The 23,033-nt window shown below is 57.0% G+C and carries 13 protein-coding genes, 1 tRNA gene, 2 rRNA genes and 3 pseudogenes; 14 read left to right on the plus strand and 5 right to left on the minus strand.

Translation table 11 applies throughout. From position 1 onward, the window contains the following. Nucleotides 1-33: 33 nt before the first annotated feature. The 3 genes and pseudogenes from ABIA48_RS26690 to ABIA48_RS26700 all read left to right on the plus strand — a co-directional run bounded on the left by ABIA48_RS26690 (nt 34) and on the right by ABIA48_RS26700 (nt 6,437). Nucleotides 34-2,927 (plus strand): 23S ribosomal RNA (locus ABIA48_RS26690). 156 nt (nt 2,928-3,083) lie between these two features. Next, a 5S ribosomal RNA gene (gene rrf, locus ABIA48_RS26695) occupies nt 3,084-3,199 on the plus strand. A 342-nt stretch (nt 3,200-3,541) separates the two neighbouring features. Beyond that, nucleotides 3,542-6,437 (plus strand): annotated as a pseudogene (locus ABIA48_RS26700) (sensor domain-containing phosphodiesterase). 14 nt (nt 6,438-6,451) lie between these two features. Here ABIA48_RS26700 and ABIA48_RS26705 read toward each other — a convergent pair. Further along, on the minus strand, nt 6,452-7,789 hold the full coding sequence (locus ABIA48_RS26705; protein WP_429492538.1) for an MFS transporter: 1,338 nt from the start codon (nt 7,787-7,789) through the stop codon (nt 6,452-6,454). Nucleotides 7,790-8,486: 697 nt separating this feature from the next. On the opposite strand from ABIA48_RS26705, the gene potE reads away from it, so the two are divergent. Both potE and ABIA48_RS26715 read left to right on the plus strand, forming a co-directional pair. Next, the gene (gene potE / locus ABIA48_RS26710) at nt 8,487-9,827 is read left to right on the plus strand and encodes a putrescine-ornithine antiporter (RefSeq protein ID WP_429492540.1); all 1,341 of its coding nucleotides are present in this window, start codon (nt 8,487-8,489) and stop codon (nt 9,825-9,827) included. Between the two features lie 48 nt (nt 9,828-9,875). Then, nucleotides 9,876-10,781: an amino acid ABC transporter substrate-binding protein gene (locus tag ABIA48_RS26715; RefSeq protein ID WP_429492542.1), complete on the plus strand. Its 906-nt coding sequence runs from the start codon at nt 9,876-9,878 to the stop codon at nt 10,779-10,781. A 38-nt stretch (nt 10,782-10,819) separates the two neighbouring features. Here ABIA48_RS26715 and ABIA48_RS26720 read toward each other — a convergent pair whose 3' ends face one another. From ABIA48_RS26720 to ABIA48_RS26730, 3 genes and pseudogenes are all read right to left on the minus strand, one after another. Continuing rightward, nucleotides 10,820-11,092, minus strand: a complete 273-nt coding sequence (locus ABIA48_RS26720; RefSeq protein WP_429492544.1) for a hypothetical protein — start codon at nt 11,090-11,092, stop codon at nt 10,820-10,822. 145 nt (nt 11,093-11,237) lie between these two features. Then, on the minus strand, nt 11,238-12,368 hold the full coding sequence (locus tag ABIA48_RS26725; protein WP_429492956.1) for a methyl-accepting chemotaxis protein: 1,131 nt from the start codon (nt 12,366-12,368) through the stop codon (nt 11,238-11,240). A 126-nt stretch (nt 12,369-12,494) separates the two neighbouring features. After that, nucleotides 12,495-12,803, minus strand: a pseudogene (locus ABIA48_RS26730) (PAS domain-containing protein); the annotation flags it as partial. Nucleotides 12,804-13,248: 445 nt separating this feature from the next. Between ABIA48_RS26730 and ABIA48_RS26735 the strand changes: the two are divergent. The 6 genes from ABIA48_RS26735 to ABIA48_RS26760 all read left to right on the plus strand — a co-directional run bounded on the left by ABIA48_RS26735 (nt 13,249) and on the right by ABIA48_RS26760 (nt 19,786). Beyond that, nucleotides 13,249-13,944, plus strand: a complete 696-nt coding sequence (locus ABIA48_RS26735) for a tRNA (adenine(22)-N(1))-methyltransferase (RefSeq protein ID WP_429492546.1) — start codon at nt 13,249-13,251, stop codon at nt 13,942-13,944. 496 nt (nt 13,945-14,440) lie between these two features. After that, a complete protein-coding gene (locus ABIA48_RS26740; RefSeq protein WP_429492548.1) occupies nt 14,441-14,959 on the plus strand; it encodes a hypothetical protein in 519 nt (172 codons plus the stop codon). A gap of 945 nt (nt 14,960-15,904) precedes the next feature. Beyond that, the gene (locus ABIA48_RS26745; RefSeq protein ID WP_429492958.1) at nt 15,905-16,408 is read left to right on the plus strand and encodes a hypothetical protein; all 504 of its coding nucleotides are present in this window, start codon (nt 15,905-15,907) and stop codon (nt 16,406-16,408) included. Between the two features lie 133 nt (nt 16,409-16,541). Beyond that, complete coding sequence (locus tag ABIA48_RS26750) at nt 16,542-17,384, plus strand: DUF6502 family protein (RefSeq protein WP_429492550.1); 843 nt, start codon at nt 16,542-16,544, stop codon at nt 17,382-17,384. Next, nucleotides 17,381-18,934: a DUF5666 domain-containing protein gene (locus ABIA48_RS26755; RefSeq protein ID WP_429492552.1), complete on the plus strand. Its 1,554-nt coding sequence runs from the start codon at nt 17,381-17,383 to the stop codon at nt 18,932-18,934. Before ABIA48_RS26750 ends, ABIA48_RS26755 begins: the two co-directional genes overlap by 4 nt. Before the next feature lie 102 nt (nt 18,935-19,036). Continuing rightward, entirely contained in the window at nt 19,037-19,786 is a 750-nt protein-coding gene (locus tag ABIA48_RS26760) for a hypothetical protein (protein ID WP_429492554.1), read from the plus strand. A 320-nt stretch (nt 19,787-20,106) separates the two neighbouring features. Here the strand turns inward: ABIA48_RS26760 and ABIA48_RS26765 are convergent, their stop codons facing one another. After that, a complete protein-coding gene (locus ABIA48_RS26765) occupies nt 20,107-20,394 on the minus strand; it encodes a hypothetical protein (RefSeq protein WP_429492555.1) in 288 nt (95 codons plus the stop codon). Between the two features lie 92 nt (nt 20,395-20,486). Here ABIA48_RS26765 and ABIA48_RS26770 point away from each other — a divergent pair. From ABIA48_RS26770 to ABIA48_RS26780, 3 genes and pseudogenes are all read left to right on the plus strand, one after another. Continuing rightward, nucleotides 20,487-20,573 (plus strand): annotated as a pseudogene (locus tag ABIA48_RS26770) (tautomerase family protein); the annotation flags it as partial. A gap of 616 nt (nt 20,574-21,189) precedes the next feature. Then, complete coding sequence (locus ABIA48_RS26775) at nt 21,190-21,834, plus strand: hypothetical protein (RefSeq protein WP_429492556.1); 645 nt, start codon at nt 21,190-21,192, stop codon at nt 21,832-21,834. A gap of 507 nt (nt 21,835-22,341) precedes the next feature. After that, nucleotides 22,342-22,415: transfer RNA gene (locus ABIA48_RS26780), tRNA-Cys, on the plus strand. Nucleotides 22,416-23,033: the final 618 nt, after the last annotated feature.

Raw genomic sequence — 23,033 nt, forward strand, 5'->3', positions numbered from 1 at the left:
TTCACAGTGTAACCAGATTGCTTGGGGTTATATGGTCAAGTGAAGAAGCGCATACGGTGGATGCCTTGGCAGTCAGAGGCGATGAAAGACGTGGTAGCCTGCGAAAAGCTTCGGGGAGTCGGCAAACAGACTTTGATCCGGAGATGTCTGAATGGGGGAACCCAGCCATCATAAGATGGTTATCTTGTACTGAATACATAGGTGCAAGAGGCGAACCAGGGGAACTGAAACATCTAAGTACCCTGAGGAAAAGAAATCAACCGAGATTCCCTTAGTAGTGGCGAGCGAACGGGGACTAGCCCTTAAGTGGCTTTGAGATTAGCGGAACGCTCTGGAAAGTGCGGCCATAGTGGGTGATAGCCCTGTACGCGAAAATCTCTTGGTCATGAAATCGAGTAGGACGGAGCACGAGAAACTTTGTCTGAATATGGGGGGACCATCCTCCAAGGCTAAATACTACTGACTGACCGATAGTGAACTAGTACCGTGAGGGAAAGGCGAAAAGAACCCCGGAGAGGGGAGTGAAATAGATCCTGAAACCGTATGCGTACAAGCAGTGGGAGCCCACTTTGTTGGGTGACTGCGTACCTTTTGTATAATGGGTCAGCGACTTATTTTCAGTGGCGAGCTTAACCGAATAGGGGAGGCGTAGCGAAAGCGAGTCTTAATAGGGCGTCTAGTCGCTGGGAATAGACCCGAAACCGGGCGATCTATCCATGGGCAGGTTGAAGGTTAGGTAACACTGACTGGAGGACCGAACCGACTACCGTTGAAAAGTTAGCGGATGACCTGTGGATCGGAGTGAAAGGCTAATCAAGCTCGGAGATAGCTGGTTCTCCTCGAAAGCTATTTAGGTAGCGCCTCATGTATCACTGTAGGGGGTAGAGCACTGTTTCGGCTAGGGGGTCATCCCGACTTACCAAACCGATGCAAACTCCGAATACCTACAAGTGCCGAGCATGGGAGACACACGGCGGGTGCTAACGTCCGTCGTGAAAAGGGAAACAACCCAGACCGTCAGCTAAGGTCCCAAAGTTATGGTTAAGTGGGAAACGATGTGGGAAGGCTTAGACAGCTAGGAGGTTGGCTTAGAAGCAGCCACCCTTTAAAGAAAGCGTAATAGCTCACTAGTCGAGTCGGCCTGCGCGGAAGATGTAACGGGGCTCAAACCATACACCGAAGCTACGGGTATCATCTTCGGATGATGCGGTAGAGGAGCGTTCTGTAAGCCTGTGAAGGTGAGTTGAGAAGCTTGCTGGAGGTATCAGAAGTGCGAATGCTGACATGAGTAACGACAATGGGTGTGAAAAACACCCACGCCGAAAGACCAAGGTTTCCTGCGCAACGTTAATCGACGCAGGGTTAGTCGGTCCCTAAGGCGAGGCTGAAAAGCGTAGTCGATGGAAAACAGGTTAATATTCCTGTACTTCTGGTTATTGCGATGGAGGGACGGAGAAGGCTAGGCCAGCTTGGCGTTGGTTGTCCAAGTTTAAGGTGGTAGGCTGGAATCTTAGGTAAATCCGGGATTCTAAGGCCGAGAGCTGATGACGAGTTACCCTCTGGGTGACGAAGTGGTTGATGCCATGCTTCCAAGAAAAGCTTCTAAGCTTCAGATAACCAGGAACCGTACCCCAAACCGACACAGGTGGTTGGGTAGAGAATACCAAGGCGCTTGAGAGAACTCGGGTGAAGGAACTAGGCAAAATGGCACCGTAACTTCGGGAGAAGGTGCGCCGGTGAGGGTGAAGCATTTACTGCGTAAGCCCACGCCGGTCGAAGATACCAGGCCGCTGCGACTGTTTATTAAAAACACAGCACTCTGCAAACACGAAAGTGGACGTATAGGGTGTGACGCCTGCCCGGTGCCGGAAGGTTAATTGATGGGGTTAGCTAACGCGAAGCTCTTGATCGAAGCCCCGGTAAACGGCGGCCGTAACTATAACGGTCCTAAGGTAGCGAAATTCCTTGTCGGGTAAGTTCCGACCTGCACGAATGGCGTAACGATGGCGGCGCTGTCTCCACCCGAGACTCAGTGAAATTGAAATCGCTGTGAAGATGCAGTGTATCCGCGGCTAGACGGAAAGACCCCGTGAACCTTTACTATAGCTTTGCACTGGACTTTGAATTTGCTTGTGTAGGATAGGTGGGAGGCTTTGAAGCGTGGACGCCAGTTCGCGTGGAGCCATCCTTGAAATACCACCCTGGCAACTTTGAGGTTCTAACTCAGGTCCGTTATCCGGATCGAGGACAGTGTATGGTGGGTAGTTTGACTGGGGCGGTCTCCTCCTAAAGAGTAACGGAGGAGTACGAAGGTGCGCTCAGACCGGTCGGAAATCGGTCGTAGAGTATAAAGGCAAAAGCGCGCTTGACTGCGAGACAGACACGTCGAGCAGGTACGAAAGTAGGTCTTAGTGATCCGGTGGTTCTGTATGGAAGGGCCATCGCTCAACGGATAAAAGGTACTCCGGGGATAACAGGCTGATACCGCCCAAGAGTTCATATCGACGGCGGTGTTTGGCACCTCGATGTCGGCTCATCACATCCTGGGGCTGAAGCCGGTCCCAAGGGTATGGCTGTTCGCCATTTAAAGTGGTACGCGAGCTGGGTTTAGAACGTCGTGAGACAGTTCGGTCCCTATCTGCCGTGGACGTTTGAGATTTGAGAGGGGCTGCTCCTAGTACGAGAGGACCGGAGTGGACGAACCTCTGGTGTTCCGGTTGTCACGCCAGTGGCATTGCCGGGTAGCTATGTTCGGGAAAGATAACCGCTGAAAGCATCTAAGCGGGAAACTTGCCTCAAGATGAGATCTCACTGGAACCTTGAGTTCCCTGAAGGGCCGTCGAAGACTACGACGTTGATAGGTTGGGTGTGTAAGCGCTGTGAGGCGTTGAGCTAACCAATACTAATTGCCCGTGAGGCTTGACCATATAACACCCAAGCAATTTGCGAACTCGGAAGAGACCAGATTGCGGTGTGTGAAGACGCAATGAACCGAAAGTTCGAGATGCTCACAAAACACCAAACTATCACCTACCCAATTTGCTGAAGCGAGGCCCGCCGGTCACGACTCAGTACCCGAATTTCTTGACGACCATAGAGCATTGGAACCACCTGATCCCATCCCGAACTCAGCAGTGAAACGATGCATCGCCGATGGTAGTGTGGGGTTTCCCCATGTGAGAGTAGGTCATCGTCAAGATCAAATTCCGAAACCCCAATTGCGCAAGCAGTTGGGGTTTTGTTTTTGCCCGCAGAAAAGCGAAATTACTGCCCCGGCCGTTCCTGCGTGGGCTCTAAGTGAACAGTGCGAAACGCTAAGCCGCAGCCGCTCTCGCAACCTTCAGGGCGTTCAAAAACATCACCGTAGAAAAGGTAGCCCTGGGCAATGGGTAGCGAATAACTTGTTGTCTGTCCCATAGTTGGCAATAAAGCGCATAAAACTATTGAAAAAAACTTCTATAAGCTCTAAATCGAAAGCTCACTGGCGCATTGCTAGCGGTCAGTAAGTGAGTATCGCCAGTTTTTGGCTCAGGGAGCACTGATGAGTTTTCGTCCATTGACCGACTCCCCATGGCAATCGAAAGACTGCGACGCGGTCGCATCCCAGCTGAAAGGGAACCCGGATACTGCCGGCATGGCAGACGCTGGCAACGAGGACGCCATCGAGCAATTGCTGGATTCGGCCCGCAACTGGGGCCATACCACCGCGTGGGCCGTTTACCGCGCCGGTGAGCAAATGCATTTGGTCGGGCAAGGCGACCCACGGGTGCGCTGGCCATCAAGCGTTGCAAATGAACAGTTCGATGCCTTTTGCTCGACCAGGCGCTTGCAGCGCTGGCCGACCGGTAAAGGCGAAAGTGTGCTGGGTTGGCTACTCGCGCCAGTCACCGATACCGCGCAGACGGCGCTCGCCGAGTTTGCCCGGCACTTGGGCATTCAAGTACAGACCAATACCCTGGCCCGTGCGCAGATTACTCAGCGTGTGCTGTATGAAATTACTTACCTGGCCAGTTCGACCCGCGACCGGTCGGTGTTTCTGGTGGGGGTTCACCGGCTGCTAGCCAGTCTGATCGATGCCGAGAACTTCTATCTCGCGCTGTATGACCCGCACAGTGGCAAGATTGACTACCCGTATTACGTCGACATCATCGACGTTGATGCCCTGGAATCCGAGAACTACGAATACCTTGACCCTTCGCGCCTGTCGTTGACTGGCCAGGTGTTGACCACTGGCCAGCCGCTGCTGATCGACGCTGCCGGCATTCTCGCGGCTCAGGCCGAGGGCCGTTTCTACTGTGTGGGTGATCGTCCCGAGTTCTGGATGGGCGCACCGTTGAAAAATGCATCGGATGACGTATTTGGCATGCTGGCGATGCAGGTCTACGACGTTTCTCGTACCTACAGCGCTGAAGACCGCGCGCTGTTTCTGGTGGTGGCCCGCCACGTGGCGATGGCGCTGGACCGGATTCTGCACCGCGAGGACCTAGAAGGGACGGTGCTGCGTCGCACCCTGGAGCTTTCGGCACTCAACGACGCATTGAGGCAGGAAGTGGCAGACCGGGAACGCGCCGAACATCTGCAGAACGCGTTGTTCCAGATTGCTGAGCTGTCGAGCCAACCTGGCGAGATGGCTGAGCTGTTTCAATCCTTGCATGGCATCGTCGGTGATCTGTTGTTCGCGCAGAACTTCTACATTGCACTGTTCGACGACACGACCAGCGAAGTGACCTTTCCGTATTACATCGATGAGCGGCAGACAACATGCCCGGTGGCGCGGCGTGGGCGCCGAGGCTTGACGGAGTACGTTATCCGTCAGCGTCGACCTTGCCTTATCGACTTCGATGAGGCTGACCGATTGTCTGCGCAGGGTGAAATCGAAATTGATGAGTCTGTCCGAGCTTTCTCCTGGCTGGGCATTCCATTGTTCGATGGCGATGTGGTGCGTGGCGTGCTTGCGGTACAAAGCTATACCTCGCAGGTTCGGTATACCCAGCGGGACCAGGAACTGCTGACGTTTGTGTCGCGGCACATTGACACCGCGTTGTCGCGACGCACGGCCGCCGAAGCCATCCATATCGCCAACCTCAAGCTGGAAGCCCGGGTGCAGGACCGCACCCGCGAGCTCGATCACGCCAATGCCAAGTTGCAACACGAAAATTCCCACGATGCGCTGACTGGGCTACCGAATCGTACCTACCTGCAACAGCGTCTCAATCTGGCCTGGTCGCGGTTCAACAGTGAAGGTGGGCACCTGGCGGTGATGTTTATCGATCTCGACCGTTTCAAGATGGTCAATGACAGCCTTGGTCACCATTTTGGCGACCTGCTGTTGATGCAGGCCGCCCACCGTCTACGCGGTTGTCTGCGTGCCTCCGACATGCTGGCTCGCCTGGGGGGGCGATGAGTTTTCGGTACTGGCTCCCGATGCGCCGCTGGACGTGGTGATCGAAATCGCCGAACGGATTCTTGTAGCGTTTGACCTGCCGTTTTTCATTAATGGCTATGAAGTTTTTTCGTCCTGCAGTATCGGTATTGTCAGCGCTGACGGGCAGTTCCATCACGAGCCAGCCGACTTGCTGCGCGATGCCGATGCGGCGATGTATCGGGTCAAGAGCGCCGGGCGCGACAGCTATGCAGTGTTCAACCAGGAAGTGCGCCGTGAAGTCTCGGACCAGGTCGAGCGTGAAGGGGCCTTACGCAACGCGCTCAAACGTACCGACGAACTGCTGCCATATTTCCAGCCGATTGTCAGCGTCGAAAGCGGCGAGCTGTTGGCCCTTGAAGCGCTGATCCGCTGGCATCAGCCGGGTGGGCGGGTGATCGCGCCGGGCGAGTTTTTGCCGGATGTCGAGGGTTTGCGCCTGATCGGGCGACTGGACCTTTACATGCTCACCAGCATCGCAGTGATCCTTGCACAACCCCGGCACGCCAATTGGCCTGCGGTGCACGTCAATTGCTCGAGCTACAGCATGACGCGTCCGGACTTTGCCAGTGAGGTGCTTGCCCTGTTGGCGCGGCACGGGGTCTCGCCGTCGCGGATTTGCCTGGAGTTGACCGAAGGTGCGCTGGTAGCCGAGCCGGCGATTGCCCGACTGACCATGCAGCAACTGGCCGACAACGGCATGTCGGTGGTGCTCGATGACTTCGGTGCAGGGTTTTCATCCCTGAGCTATGTGCATCAATATCGTTTCAGCGGCTTGAAGATCGACAAGTCGTTCATCCTTGAATTGACCACCAGTTCCCGCAGTCGCGCGATCGTCCGGGCGATTGTGCGGATGGCCGAATCGCTGGACCTGAGTGTGGTGGCCGAAGGTGTCGAAGATGAGGCGACCCTGGACTTGCTGCGCGAAATCGGTGCAGGGCAGGCCCAGGGTTACTATTTTGCCAAGCCAATGGGATTGGAGGATTTGTTGGCGAGTTCGCTGGTCAGTCGCTAGGGGTTGTTGACGTTTCAGGCCGCCGCGCTCACGCCGGCGCCTTTTTCCTGCGTCGCAACATCATGCAGGGAAATCCTTGAAGTCTCCGGTAATGCCAGCCCACCCGCCAACGCGAGTAATGCAATCGCGATGAGGTAGAACGCCGGCGACAAGTTGCTGCCGGTGGTGCTGATCAGCCACGTTGCCACCAGCGGTGCGGTGCCGCCGAAAATGGTATACGCCATGTTGTAGGTGATGGCCGATGCGGTGTATCGAGTACGGGTAGGAAAGGTTTCCGAGAGCAAAGCCGCCGTCACTACGCCACACAACACAGCGCCAATCGCCAGGAGCATGACGCCGACGACGGACGCTGCGAACGAGCCGGAGCTGGCCATCAGGAACGATGGGTACACCGCGATAATCAATAGAGCGCAAGCCGTCATCACCGTGACTCGACGCCCGACCCGATCCGAATACAGCCCGGCCAGCGGGCAGATCGCCGCCGCGAATAGCAAGGCAATCAGCGACACCAGCAATGCTGTTGCGCGACTCAGGCCACCCGCGACTTGCAGGTACGTAGCGAAGTAGGTGGTGAACATATAAAACGAGAGTGCCGTGAGTGACACAAAGGCACCCAGGCAACAGATAGCCGCACCATGGTTGCGCAAGGTTTCCTTGAGTGGGGAATGGGCTACTGCATGTTCCTGAGTCACTGCCTGGAATGCCGGTGTCTCATCGAGCTTCCAGCGCAAGTAAAGACCCACCAGACCCAGTGGCGCGGCGATCAGGAACGGCAGGCGCCAGCCCCAGCTACCCATCGCTTCGGCCGATAATGACGCCTCGAGTGCGTAGGCCACCACGGCTGCCGCGGCGAAGGCGGAAAATGTCGACACGGGAATGAAGCTGCCGTACCAGGCGCGTTTATCACGCGGTGCATGTTCCATCAGGTAGGCACACGCGCCTGCGTATTCTCCCCCGGCGGAAAAGCCTTGGGCGCAACGGATCAGGGATAGAAGAATCGGCGCCATGACCCCGATCGCGGCGTAAGTGGGCAGCAGACCGATCAAGGTCGTCGCACCGGCCATCAGCAGAATCGTCATCGCAAGGGTTCGCTTGCGGCCGATCCTGTCGCCCAGCATGCCGAAGAAAATCCCTCCAAGGGGCCGAAACGCAAAAGCCACGGCGAATACTGCAAAGGTCTTGAGCAGCGCGGCACTGGCATCGCCGCTGGGGAAAAATTGCTGGGCGATGGTTGTGGCCAAAAAACCATAGACGGCGAAGTCGAACCACTCGACGAAATTGCCGATACCGGCGGCCACAATCACTCTTCTCAGCGTTTTAGGGCTGACTTGCTCTGTAGTTGCGCTCGTCATGCTGGACCTCGACTGTTCGTCAGTAAGCTATCGATTATCGGGGCAGGCACTGAGGCGGTTCACTTCAAAAGTGTCATCCACATAGTCAGTACCGACTTCATGCCGTTGGAACAGGCATGATTAGCGCCAGATTGGCGGAACGTGTGATCGCTGAGAATTAGTTCCTTTGGATTAACGCCAATGTTTGTTCTAGCACCGAAAGGCCTGTTTGCAGAAACGCTCCGGTTACTGCGCCATGAACCACGTAAAGCAGGAGGCCCGGTAAATAAGTTCAGCAAGAAGTAACAAAGAGTAAAAATGAACTATACCCAATAGGGCAATCGCTTCTGCCCCCGGGACATCATACTGCTGAAGATGCAGGTCCCAGGAACTTCAACGTCAAGCCGACCGAGAACTTCTGGTTATGGACGCTTTGAAAATTCAATTCGCTCAAACACTACACCGAGTCCGCCAACGCGACTTTCGCCTGCCCGGTCTACCAGGGCGGCCAGTTCTTTGGCAAATACCGTCGATTTGGCACAGCGCTCCCGGTATTGATCGTGATCGACACTCAGCAGTATGACGACAGCATCATCTTGTGCAGCGCCCAACCTGCAAGGTTTGCGTGATCAAGCAGTAAGCATTAGCCCTTGTCCGGCCGCGTGCTGCACGTCGCCAGACCCAGGTTCAAAACTCTGAAAAAAGCAAGGAGTTTGCGATGGCTGATTCAAGCAAGAAAATGGGCCTGATGGGGCTCACGACGCTGGTAACGGTCAACATGATGGGCTCGGGTATCATCATGTTGCCCACTAATATGGCCCAGTTGGGTGCCGTGTCGTTGCTGTCATGGATCTTCACCGCGATCGGCTCGATGGCCATCGCCTACTGCTTTGCCCAGTGTGGGGTCTTCTGTCCGCGTTCCGGCGGTTTGTCCGCCTACACCGAAGAGGCTCATGCGAAGTCGGGGTTTTTCCTCTGCTCATACCTGTACTTCCTGTCCCTGGCCATCGCCAACGTGGCCGTGGCCATTTCGGCGGTGGGCTACATGACCGCCTTCGTGCCCTGGTTGGGCACGGGGGCCATCCCGCTGTGCATCGGCACGATCTCGCTGATCTGGCTGACCACCTTCGCCAACTTCGGTGGCCCGGGTATCACCGGCAAGATCGGCGCCTTCACGGTGTGGGGCGTGATCATTCCGGTAGCGGGCCTTAGCATCATCGGCTGGTTCTGGTTCAAGCCCGATGTGCTGGCCGCCGCCTGGAACCCGAACAGCCTGGCGATTTCCGAAGCCATCAGCAAAGCCATACCCCTGACCTTGTGGGCGTTCCTGGGCATGGAATCGGCGGCCCAGGCCACCGATGCCGTGGAAAACCCCAAACGCAACGTGCCGTTGGCCTGCCTGTTCGGCACCCTGGGTGCAGCCGTGGTCTATGTGCTGTCGACCACCGTCATCCAGGGCATTATTCCCAACGCTGACCTGGCCAAGTCCACGGCACCATTCGCGCTGGTCTACGCGACGATATTCAGCCCGATGGTGGGCAATATCGTCATGGCCCTGGCGGTCATGGCCTGCGTCGGCTCGCTGCTGGGCTGGCAATTCACCCTGGCGCAAACGGCCAAGATGACGGCTGACCAGAACCTGTTCCTCAAGCTGTTCAGCAAGGTCAACTCGATGAATGCGCCCGTCGTCGGCATGATCGTCTGTGGCGTGCTGCAAACCCTCATGGCCTTGTCGACCATCTCGCCCGACGCCGCCGCCCAGTTCAGCAAGCTGGTCAGCCTGGCAGCGGTGACCAACCTGATCCCCTATATCACTGCGCTGACCGGTCTGCTGGTGATCATGCACAAGGCCGGGGTCTCGTCGGCGATTCGCACGCGTAATGTGGTGGTGTTGCTGATTGCCGTAACGTACTCCTTGTATGCCCTGTATGCCTGCGGCAAGGACGCAGTGATGGGCGGCACCCTGGTACTCGCTGTCGGCTACTTGCTCTATGGATTCCTCGCCAAGCGTTTCACCGAAGCGGCGCCAGCCATCCAGGCCAGAGCCGGTAATCCTTAGGCGTGGCCATCAAGACTGCACAGACATCTGCATACGGGGAAACCGGACATGAACGTACCATTTGCCAAAACCACCAGATTGCTGCTTGCCATCGCGCTTTCGACGCTGCCGCTGATAGCCGGAGCCAACACCCTTGAGCGCGTGCGCAGCAGCCACACCTTTACCCTGGGCTACTTGCCAGACCTGGCGCCCTTCAGCAAGCAGGAAGGCGACAAGGCCAGCGGTTATGCCATCGACCTGTGCCTGAAGGTCGCCGACAAGCTCAAGAGCGAGCTGGGCCTGCCCGACCTGCAAGTGCACTACCAGCCTGTACAGGTTTCGGAGCAGGTCAGTGCCGTGAGCCAGGGCAAGGTTGATATCCTCTGCACGCCGACTCCGCCAACCTTGGAGCGGCGCAAGATGATCAGTTACTCCATACCGATCTATACCGCCGGCCTCTCGGTGTTGGTGCGCAAGGACGCCAACGAACCGCTGCTCAATGTGCTCAAGGGCGAGGTCGCCTACAACGGTCCGACCTGGCGTGCCAGCATCAACAATGGTCTGGCCAACCAAACCTACGCCACCCTCGAGGGGGGGGTGACCGAAGACTGGATTCGCGAACGGATGCGCCTGCTCAACGTGATCGCTTCGCTGGTGACCGTGGCCAACAATGACGAGGGCGTCAAACTGGTCACCGAGGGCAAGGCCGATGCCTTTTTCTCAGAACGCATGCTGTTGCGAAACGAAATCACGAAGGAGGGCGCGGCCGGGAACCTGATGGTCCTGGACCGCATCTTCGAGTACTCGCCGGTGGCGATGATCGTGGATCGCAACGACGAAGACTTCCGCTTGCTGGTTGATACGGCCTTGAGCGAAGCCTATTACACAGGTGCCATAGAAAAGGCATACGACCAGTATCTGGGCGGGTCCAACGATACCGTGAGAAAACTGTTCAGGGTATACGCATTGCCTTAGTGGCATCGTCAGCAACGGGCCGCCTGCGGGCGGCCTTTTCATTGAACACTCAACGGGTCACCACGAACTTCGGCTGCAATTACTGACTTTCTGGTCGGCGTCAATTCGCGAAGACCATGGCGAAGCAACCGAAGACCGTCAGCAGGATTCCCGAGACTGCAAACGCTACGGGAAATCCGACCCATGGCACCTGCAACCGTGCCCAAGCCGTAACCCTTGATGGTGAAGCGGCCGATCAGCACCGCCAAGCCAATCACCAGGAACAGCAGCATGTAGGGATTGGCATTGAGAAACGTGAGGAGTGCCTGCACTTGTTGATTCCGCCGGATACGCTACGTCAGCGCCTGAGATCAGTAAAACCTCAGGCACTAGCGTAGCGGGTGAATCCAGGCGGGGTTGACCTGCAATAAAAGTCTCAAGCCAAGGTCCCCGGGCTGGCCCGGCTTTCTGTCGGTGCTAACGGTTAAAACGTTCTGCCAGACTGTGCAAATAATCGGCCATGACTTCCAGATCCTGGCTGATTGCCGCGCCTTGTTTGGCCTGCCCGGCGCTGTGATCGCACAACTGAGCAATGCGCATGATCTGTTGATTGATATCTTCTGCCACGTGACTTTGTTCTTCTGATGCCGAGGCCATCTGCTGGCTCATTCCCGTGATCCGGCTGACGGCCTGACTGATCCCGACAAGCGCCGACTGCACCGCCTCTACACGCTGCATGCTGTCGCGGGAAATCTGCTCGCCACGGCTAGCCGTCGAGACAGCGCGATCGGCACCGATATACAGTGAAGCGATGATGCTGTGGATCTGTTCGGTGGATGTGCGGGTGCGTTGTGCCAAAGAGCGCACCTCGTCGGCAACCACTGCAAAACCGCGACCTTGCTCACCAGCCCGGGCGGCTTCGATTGCTGCATTGAGCGCCAGCAGGTTGGTCTGTTCGGCAATGGAAGTGATGACATCCACCACACTGCCGATCGACTGTGTTTCGCTCGCCAGTGCATTGACCGCCTGACCAATTTCGTTGACTGCTTCATGCATGGTTTCCATGGCGCTCAGGCTTTGTTGAGCCAGTTCACTACCCTCGCGAGTCAACTGGTCGGCCTCGGACGCTGCATGTGCAGTGCTGATTACGTTATGCGTGACTTCCTGAATGGTTGCGGCCATCTGTGAAATGGCGGCGGCTGACTGATCAGTTTCGCTGCGTTGGCGATCAAGCGATTGCGCTTGCGAACCGGAGAGTTCGGATGACTGCGCCGCCTTGGCCTTGACGTTGACCCCGGCATCGACGAGTCGGGACAGGGCCGTCTGCAAGCGGGCTTCCTCACTGAGCATGGCCATGTCCAGTTGCCCCTGGGGGCCGTGGTTGTCGCTATAGGTGAGTGCGACCAACGGATCGGAAAATGCTTTCGGGTGCTCGGCCAGGGTGCGCTCAATGGCTCTGCGATGCCGGGACTCGATCAGGTACCAGGCAATACTCAGGCTCGCCACCAGAACCCCTTGAGCCGCAGCTTTTGGCAGCCACTGATCACCCAGCAATGAAATCCCGCCTGCCATCAGTAATGGCCACCCGTGTTGCAGTGGCCGGAACATCCGTGAACTCAACGAAACGATCGGTTTACCGGCCCGCATCCTCGCATAGAGTGCCGTTGCCCGACGGACCTGGTCGCGGCTGGGCACCGAGCGAACCGACTCGTAACCACTCATGCGTCCGTTTTCATAGATGGCCGTGACGTAGGCACTGACCCAATAGAAATCACCGTTTTTCGAGCGATTTTTCACAATCCCCATCCAGGGCTTGCCTTGCTTGATGGTGTGCCACATATGAACAAATACCCCGGGTGGCATATCGGGGTGTCGGACCAGATTATGGGGCTGACCGACCAATTCGTCGTAGGTGAAACCGCTGATGGCGACAAATGCATCGTTGCAATAGGTGATGCGGCTATCCAGATCAGTCGTGGAGATCAATCGTTGTTCGGCGGGAAATACTCTTTCATGCTCGGTAACGGGTAAATTGACACGCATACAATGCGACCCCTCGGATTCTTATTATGATGTTGAGCAGATAAAGCAGAAATGCGCCCAGGCGTTGCGCCGGCCGGGCCAGATGCCAGATCGTGGGATTCAACGCGCGGGCCAGAAGAGGAATTTATGGACGGGGGAGGCTGACGGCCCTTCATTCGACGACAATTTCTTTTCATTTCATGACAAGTCCATGATGTTGATGTGGAATCGTGCCTAACGTCGAACTGAATCAGATTTGGGTCGCGAACGAGCGCGAGTGTCACGGCTTCGGGCCCGGTGTATGTCCGCTGCCAGAGCCTTCCTTTTTCCGTCTCTACACGAGCCGTGGGTACGAGGCGAGCTATGGCCCTTGTCGCATAAATTTGAAATGTACGGCGTTGCTCGACAGAATCGCGCCCCGATCCGGCCAAAGGAGCCGGGCGTTTATGGTGAAAAGGGGCTGCAGTTGAACGAACAGACATTGTCCATGCGTCTGGAGCGCGTGGCCGCACATGTGCCAGCAGGTGCGCGCCTGGCCGATATCGGCTCAGATCACGGCTACCTGCCGGTGGCGTTGATGCGCCGTGGCGCCATTGCGGCGGCGGTGGCCGGCGAGGTGGCATTGACGCCGTTTAACTCGGCCGAACGCACCGTGCGCGAGAACGGCCAAGAGCTGCGGATCAGCGTGCGTCTGGCCAACGGCCTGGCGGCGATCGAGCCGGGAGACGGGATCACGGCGATCAGCATCTGCGGCATGGGCGGCGAAACAATCCGTGACATCCTCGACAGCGGCAAGGCGCGCCTGAGCGGCCAGGAGCGTCTGATCCTGCAGCCCAATGGTGGCGAGCAGCCACTGCGTCAATGGCTGATGGAAAATGGCTATCGCATCCTCTGCGAGGAAGTGCTGCGGGAAAACCGCTTTGACTACGAAATCATTGTCGCCGAGCGCACCGGACCGGTGCTGTACACGGCCGAGGAGCTGTACTTCGGCCCGCTGCAGATGCGGGCCCGCAGCCCGGCGTTCCTGGTCAAGTGGCAGCGCATGCTGCACCTGAAACAGCAGGCCCTGAGCAACTTCGCCCGGTCGCGGCAGGCCGTGCCCGAGGAGAAGGTACAAGATATCGCCCGGCAGGCGCGGTGGATCACCGAACTGTTGGCTTGAGCCTGCCAGGGTTCGTCCGAACAGTCGCCGAACGGCTTGCAACGAGGAGCAGTCCATATATAGACATTCCTCAAGACTAGCCTCCAGGTAGCACGATGTTCGATTTTTTCCCCATGCTGATGCGTGATTCGGTCGATTTTTCTCAACGCGTGCCGAAGTCCTGATAGTCGGTGGTTGACACTGGGGCTGACAGCATTAATCTAAAAGCTGTGGGAATATTTCCCACGTAACGTTGCTAACTGGCTCTGAAGGACCGTGCGGAAACCGCAGTTGCTCGTTAATGCTGCACATTTATGGCCGCGCCAGTTGGCTGGCCGCTCCAATGGGCGGCTGGGAACTCACTGATCATTGCGTTCGATACGGAGATGACTACGCAACTCCCAGCGGAGGTGCATCATGCTGTTAAAGAAATGTTTACTAGCTGTGGCAATTGGCGGAGTCCTGTCGGCATCGACGGTCTTGGTGCCCGATTACATTGGTAGCTTCTCCAGCGTGTATGCCAAAGATGGCGGTAGCGGCGGCGGCGGCGGTGGTGGCGGCCATGGCGGTGGCGGTGGCGGCCATGGCGGCGACGGAGGCGGCCATGGTGGCGGCGGAGGCGGCAGCGGTGGCTCCGGCGGTGGAGGCTCCGGAGGCGGTGGTCACGGTGGTGACGGCGGTGGCGGTCACGGTGGCAACGGTCATGGAGAGGGTGGCGATCATGGTGCTGCAGGTGGTCATGGCGGCCAGGGACGCGGCGACGCTGACCATGGTATGGCCGGGAATAGAGGCCCAGGCAATGCACGTGACAACGACGATGACCATGGCATGGTCGGGAACAGAGGTCCAGGCAACGCACGTGACAACGACGCTGACGACGATAATGACAACGATGCCGCAGATGCAGCCCGGGACGCTGCCAGAAATGATGCGGATGCAGCCCGGGACGCTGCCAGAGCAGCTGCAGATGCAGCGAGAGATGCCGCCAGAGCTGACGCGGATGCTGCCAGGGACGCTGCAAAAGCTGCTGGCGTAGCGGGCGCAGATGCAGCCAGAGATGCAGCCCGGGCCGCCGCAGATGCAGCCAGGGATGCCGCCAAGGCAGAGGCAAATGCAGCCAGAAATGCTGCCAGGGCAGCTGCTGATGCGGCCAGGAACGCTGCCAAAGTTGAGGCGAAAGAAGCCAGAGAGCCGAACGAAGCCGCAAGAGAGGCCGCCGAAGATCAGGCGGACGCAGCTAGAGAGGCTGCCGAAGATCAGGCGGACGCAGCTAGAGAGGCTGCCGAGGATCAGGCGGAGGCAGCCAGAGAGGCTGCCGAAGCTAAGGCGGACGCAGCCAGAGAGGCTGCCGAAGCTCAGGCGCAAGCAGTCAGGGAGGCTGCGGAAGATGCCGCGGACGCCCCGGATGTCGACGTGGTTGAGGTTCGGAACTAGGCTTGCACATTCAGTAATGAACACGGCAGGTATACCCGTTGAAAACGTCCTGGGAGCCTGAAGGACGTATCGGCAATGAGTCGCAAACCCTGAAGAATCGCGGGGTTTGCGACTTTTTTTCACATCGTGTCGCATGGTCCGGAACACCAACGAGGATGACCGCCGGCTCCAGGCAGCGCATCACCATCTGCCTTTATTTCTATACTGAATCCAACCCTCCAGCAGTCTCCACCCCCGACCAGGGCCTGTTCGTCATGAACACGGCCTCTTGCCTTCTGCGCGCCTTCGTATTCGCTGTGATTTTTTTCTGCGTGTGCCGCCGACGTTGAACGCTGCCGCCGCCCTAACCGTCGGTCGGCTTTCTCATGTGCAGGTTGACCCGGAGCCAGATAGGGCTAATTTACAGTATGTGGGAAAAATTCCCACGTTAATGGTTCGGGGAAACTGTAGAGCCGAGGGTTGCTCCCATACCGCTCCCGGACTGCAACCTGATTGCGTTGGCACTGCTCGCGGTAAATCACCAGGAGAATGCACGATGAACACTTACCTGCTTTTCAAGAGAGGATTATTGGCGCTGGCAATCGGTGGCGTCCTCTCGGCTTCCATTGTTTTGGTCCCCGACACCGTTTCCCATGAATCGAGTGCCTATGCCAAGGATGGTGGTGGTGGTGGTGGTGGTGGTGGTGGTGGTGGTGGTGGTGGTGGTGGCAACGGCGGAGGCAATGGCGGTAACAGTGGGAGCGGTGGCAACAGTGGTCACAGCGGCAGCGACCATGGGAATGGGAATTCCGCTCATGCCGGTTCTGGAAGCTCGAACTCCGGTCGTAGTGGTACTCATGCAGAAGCGGGCGACGACCACGGCAGCCACGCCCGCGGCGAGGCCGGTGACGATCACGGCGTCCACGTCGGCGGCGAGCCTGGTGACGACCACGGCGTCCACGTCGGCGGCGAGCCTGGAGATGACCACGGCGTCCATGTCGGTGGCGAGCCTGGTGACGACAATGGCAACCATGCTGGTGGTGAACCCGGCGACGACAATAGCCGGATCTGACGCGGCTTGATGAGCTCATACAAAACCTTTGGGGTCGGTTTTGTATGAGACACGGCGAAAAAATATGCGCTTGCATTCATGGGATTTTTTCCCACGTGACTATACTAGGGTTAACTGTCCAGGAATGCGCTGAATGCAATCATCTACCTTGCCTGCCTCCCTCCTTAAAGCCCTGCGGCATGTCATGCGGCCGCTGGTACGCCTGATGCTGCGCAAGGGCGTCACCTATCTGGTATTCGCCGACCTGCTCAAGGAGGTTTTCGTCGATGTGGCGGACCGTGAGTTCCGTCTGAATGACAAAGCACCGACCGACAGCCGCATCAGCCTGCTCACTGGCGTGCATCGCAAGGATGTAAGGCGCTTGCGCAACACCAGCGACCCTGCTTCTTCCACGCTTCCGGAAAACATCACCTTCGGGGCGCAACTGATCAACGCCTGGACCAGCGCACCCTTTTGCAACAACGCCGGCCAGCCACTGCCACTGCCTCGATTGGCCAGTGCCGGCGGCGACTGCTCCTTTGATGCCTTGGTGGCGAAGGTCAGTACGGATATCAGGGCACGCGTGGTGTTGGACGAGTGGTTGCGGCTGGGTATCGTCCGCCTTGACGAGCAAGAGCGCGTGCATCTCGAGGTCCAGGCCTTCGTGCCGCAAAAGGGCTTCGATGAGAAAACTGCTTACCTGGGGCACAACCTGCACGACCATGCCTGCGCTGCGGTACACAACCTGTGCAGCGAAGGACCGGCCTTTTTTGAACGTAGTGTTCACTATGACGCACTGACCCCGATGAGCGTCGATGTGTTGCGCGAGGCCGTAGCCAGCGAGGGGATGCAGGCCCTGTTGAGTTTCAACCGACTCGCCGCCGAACTGGAATTTCGGGACTTGCCCAGTCTTGAACCACGCCAGCGCATCACGGTCGGCTTGTACTTCTATACTGAAGTTTCCGATCCCAATTCGCCGACGGCCCCCAAGCCATGACCGTCAATTCGAGCCTGATTCGTGCAATCGCCCTCGCTCTGGGCCTCGCGCTTCCCATTGTGCTGCAAGCCGCCCCGGCCTGTGTCAGCCAGAATGACGCGGGCATAAGTGACGTGCCGGTCATCCAGGCTCCGGGTGGCACCGGCGGCACGGGCGCGGCACCTGGTGGCATGGGTGGTACCGGCATCAGCACCGACAACGGCGGGATCGGCGGTACGGGCGCACCGCTCAAAAAACGTAGCGGCGGTAGTGGCGGTATCGGCGGCACTGGTGCCGTTGCAGGCGGAGTGGGTGGTACAGGCATCAGCAACGACAACGGCGGGATCGGTGGCACCGGCATTGTCGGCACTATCACCGGGTTCGCCTCGATCTGCGTCAATGGCGTGGAAGTGCACTTCAGCAATAACGTTCCGGTCAGCGAGAACGGCATTGCTAGCACCAGTACCCAGCTGGCGGTAGGCCAGGTGGTTGCTGTGGAAGCGTTCAATTCCAAGCGGGGTCTGGAGGCCGGGCGTATTTCTATCCTGCATGTTTACGAAGGCCCTTTGACAGCCCTGCCTAGAGACGCCATGCCCATGCGTGTCATGGGGCAACCGGTACGCCTGGCCATCGGTGCTCAGGTCGCTACCGGTTTGCGCCCGGGTGATCCCGTACGGGTCAGCGGGCTGCGCGATGCCCGTGGTGAAGTGTTGGCCAGCCGCATCGACCGGGCACCCGGCCTCAAGGAGGCCAGTGCCATCGGTCCGGTGGATCGCAGCGGCTATCTCCATGGGCTCAAACTCAGCAATCATCCAGGGCCGGCCCAGGAAATGCTGGTGCGCGGTCAGTGGTCCGGCCGTGAGCTGGACGTAACCCAAAGCCGCCCCGACCCGAGCCTGCCCTTCATTGGCCGGGTACACAATGCGGTGATCGAGGGCCTGGTACAGAGCCGGCACGACCGCCATCTGGTGGTGGGCGGCTTTAATGTTACGTTGGCGCACGACACCGTGTTTGTCGGTGTGCAGCCATCGGAGCTGGCACTGGATCGACGTCTGCGGGTCAGTGGCGTGTTCAGCGGCGCACGGGACGTGCAGGCGACGCGTATCGAGTTGCCCCGCGAGCGTTCCGATGCGCCAGCCAGCAACCAGCATGGACGACTCCGAACCAGCGAGCAAAACACGGACGACTCAAGTGGGGCGAGCAACTCGAGCGGCTCGAATAGCTCCGGCAACTCTGGCAGTTCGGGGAACTCGGGCAGTGACAGGAGCGGCCGCTCCGAGAGCGACGGCAGTGTCATCGACGATACTCGCCAAGGGGGCAATGACAGTCATAGCGGTGGCGGCAAGCAGGAAAGCGTGGATAAGTCCGGCAAGTCAGAGCGTGTCGAGAGGGTTGAGCAACCCGACAAAGTCGAGAAAGTGGAGAGGGTAGAGAAAGTCGAACGTCTGGAGAAAGTTGAACGACCAGAAAAAGTCGAGAAAGTAGAACAAGTCGAGAAGGTAGAGAAAGTTGAAAAGGGCGAGAGGGTCGAGCAGGTTGAAAAAGTCGATCATTCTGGCAAGTCGGGTTAAACAGTGCAGTCATCATGCACTATCGTCATAAGTAACTAGGCTGGATAAGTCACGCAACAAAGCATGCGTGTGAACTTCGATGACGGAACACACGAGGTGATCATGGGCCCCAAGCGCATCCTGCTCGTCTGTTTGTTTGCCAGCCTGGCCTTGCCAGCCCCGGCCGATACCTTCACGACCTCGATCGGCACCGACTACTCTCGGGGCGACTATGGCACCGGTACGACTTCCGAAACCTGGTACGTCCCGCTGGTAGGCAAATACGAGACCGGTCCCATGACCTACAAGCTCACAGTGCCCTGGCTGCGCATTACCAATCCTTCGGTCGGCCCCGACGGCGAGCCGTTGCCCGGTGGTTGCGGCAAAGTGGAAAGCGGTTTGGGCGACACTGTCGCCGGTGCCGACTATGCCGTGCTTGACGGCAGCGTTGACGGGTTGTTCGTGGACCTGATTGGCAAGGTCAAGTTGCCCACTGCCGACGAAGACAAGTGCCTGGGCACCGGAAAAACCGACTATTCCGCCCAGGTCGATGTCGCCAAAGCCTTGGGCCCTGTGACCGGGTTCGCTACCTTGGGCTGGAAAAAGTTCGGCGACCCGTCAGGCTCCGATTTCAACAACCCGATATTCGCCGGTCTGGGCTTCGCCATACCCGTGTTCGCGCGCACCACGGCGGGCGCGTCCTACGACTGGCGGCAGAAGGTCGTTTCTACAGGCGACCAGATCAAGGAACTCACTCTCTTCCTCACGCACAAGCTCAACCAGAACTGGAAGTTTCAGTTGTATGCCGTCAAGGGGTTTTCCGACGCTAGTCCGGATGGCGAGGCTGGACTGCTGTTCAGTCACACCTTCTAATACCCACCCCTTGAAACAGCATGTCGAGGCTCAATGCGATTTCATGCAGCGAGCGGCTCCAAGTGTATTGCAAAATACTCTGTGGGCAGACGACCAAAAAGGGCCAGGGAGCGAAATAGCAGGTAAACAGCATTACGCAAAAACGTATTGGGTACGGTGGTGACCCCTACATTGGGGGGATTTACATAAAATCGGTCGGATTGACGGGGGGGAGAGCCGACTGAGAGACTGTTTTTGTACTGAGTAGAATGCCTTTTCAGGGTGAAACCTTGATTGAATCGAGCTCAAGACCCGATGCCCATCATCTCTCGACATATCTTCTATAACGTGGCAAAGATCAACATCAGGTTTATGTCCAACATAAACTCGGTTGTCGACGCCAGACTCCCTGCCTGCAAGATAATCACAATGATTACTGGCGTTGGTGTTGATGCCAAAACCGCTAGCAAAGGGGCATCCGGAGGCACGCCCTCTGCGATGCCTAAAGCACGGATTGTCACCAGGGCGACCAATGCTCCCGCGGCAAGCGCCGTCATAATCACTACTGTCGCTGCCAATGTAACCATAAACAGTGCCACCGCTGCTTCGACCACGTTGAATACCTCCAATACCGGCTCTGCCATCACGGCGTATTGCAAGTAGGGCTAAAGCAAGGCGTGGGCCAACAGTCAGCACGTTTGGGAGGAGGGATGAAAAGCCTCCCGACTACCTGGGCGGGCCGCGTAGCCATGACTTTGTGCTGATCGCGATCACGGCTGGCCGCCCTCGAAACGTCGAGACGAAACAGCTGCAATTGCGTTTGGTTGCCGTTGGTGTCGACGATCAAAATCAAAACTGAGATTGAGTGTTTTTTAATATAAATAGTATGATTATTTTAGTTTGGTTGATTCCAGATGAGAGTCGCTCTCTATTATGTATGTTGCGAGCTGGATAACGATTGGTGGATCCAATGATGACAACTAATGGATCCAATAATAAATACTGAAGTTTATCTAGTGAAGCAGCCCGGTTGTCATGGGCGTTAGCGGCGGAGTTGGCTCGTTAGTGTCGCTTCAGGCGTTCTCGCTCTATCCGCCGTTTGTCGGGCGCGTGTTCAAAAAATGAACATTTTCGCTACTTTGGCCTCTGATCCTTCAGCATGTCATCGATGACCTGTCCCAGCAGTCGCAGAAAAGAAGATGGAATTGAACTTCATGCGCATCTAATGCAAATGAGTTTTTTACCTGAGATCCGGGAGGCAACAACCAAACCGATCATTGATTTGCCAGGCAAATCAATTGGGTTAATAGTGCCAAGTCTATGATTTGGCTTATCTTGTATAAGTAGGGTTGGACAGGTTTTTTGATAGATAAACAACCTGTTAGTAGTCGGCCTGTACTGTCAAATAAGGTGGAGAGTATACCGTGGCAATAAATATAATTATGAGCCTGCTCGAAAATAAAGAAGTAATGGAATTTGTGCGCTTGGGCGTTATTTACGCTCATTTGGTGGCGTGCTGTGTAGCCATTGGTTTGGTGTTGACCAGTGATGTCGCGATGGTTAGAGACCTGTTAAAGCGAAAAGTGTTAACTGAGCATGATAATGCTCATATGGAAAGTCTTCAAAAATCAGTCGTCGTTGCACTGATAGCTCTGTGGATAACGGGTATCGCAGTCATAGGCATTGACTACATGGAGAAAGGTGTCGATTACTTTATGAATCCCAAGCTCCAGGCCAAAGTGATTATTGTCGCGCTACTGAGTTACAACGGCGTTCTATTGCATCGCCTGGTACTGCCAGCACTGCAGAAGGCAGGCTCCTTGCTCGATCTCGGATTCAGCGCGCGGATGCTGGCGTTGGCCTGCGGTTCGCTGTCGGCAGTGTCCTGGATGTATGCCGCCATGTTGGGTGTAGGGCGCCCTCTGGCTTGGAAATACTCCCTTTCAGAACTGTTGATGGCCTATCCGGTACTGATTGTGCTCGGTTTCCTGGCGATGCTGGCGTTGACTCAGCGAGCGAAGCAACAGGGTAACTCTGGTGCGCCTCAGCGGACACTAGCAAGCGCCTAAGTCAGTTCTGCGTGTAAACCTGCGGGCTCGTCAAGAGTCCGCCAGGCGGCGACCTATTTGTGCCGGTGACAACACACACCTGCACAGGGAGGTCGCCTTTGTTTTTAAGGCGTAATTTTCGGGAGGCGCCGCACAGAAGCACCTCCAATCGAGGAGGCGGTTGTGGCGTACATGATGCGTGCCGCGGAGAATCCCTGAGTCCAGGGTTCGGAGTGCGGCGTACTGTTTCAAACCCGCCTAAGCTTCATTCGAGCTTCGAATTGGGTTGAACACACAGATGCGGAGGGGATCGCACCCCCATGGAGTAATGAAACCTGGCGGCAGAATTTTTTTTGAAATCAAGGGGTTGCCAGTCTCAAGAAATGAGTACATAATTCACGCCATCGAAAGCACTGACAGCCTAAAAAGCTCAATGTTTTCAAGGAGATAGAGGGCGAGCAAGATCTCGTTTCTCACTTCAAGTTTGTACACATCTGGTGTTGACGCTACAAGACACCCGATGTTTGAGGCCGAGTAGCAAAATGGTTATGCAGCGGATTGCAAATCCGCCTACGCCGGTTCGATTCCGACCTCGGCCTCCACTATAAAAAGCCCTGCAGGTTTACGCTTGCAGGGCTTTTCTCGTTTTCGGCCGGAGGATCTCTCATGAGCACGATGACTCTTCCCGGTATCGACAATCTGCATGGGCGGAATGCCAAACGCCATCAGGTATAGCGTAAGAAAGCCAGCCGCAGCCAGTTGCTTGGCGCATTGATGCGCGGTGGTGATGGAGGCCGACGGTGTCCACTGGCTGGCTCGACGGGGCGGCGCGCTGGCCGCAAGGTGAGGCTGATCGCCCCGCAATACTCAACAGTCGGGAGCTGCTACTCATCGAGGACTGAGCGTTGTTGGGGCAGCGTTCAAAACGCGCCGGGATACATTAGCGCAAGCCAGCTTTACCGAAAACAGCCCGTGAGGTTGCAGAGGATGGGCTGACCATGCAGTTTATTTTCTTCGGAAAACTGAAGTGTCCCGCAATTTTTTGATCGCGTTCCGCAGCTCACTTGTGACGTAGTTCGATAGCCTCTTGGCAACAGGTTTCGCCGGCGCCTCTACCTTAAATTTGGCTCCGGCGAACTCTTCCATACTCACCTTTGAACTAGTCCCTCGATTCTGAGAGGGTGAAGAGTTCAAAAAACTATTTCATAGATGCGACTGAG

The organism is Pseudomonas sp. S30_BP2TU TE3576, assembly GCF_050436025.1.
GTDB lineage: Bacteria > Pseudomonadota > Gammaproteobacteria > Pseudomonadales > Pseudomonadaceae > Aquipseudomonas.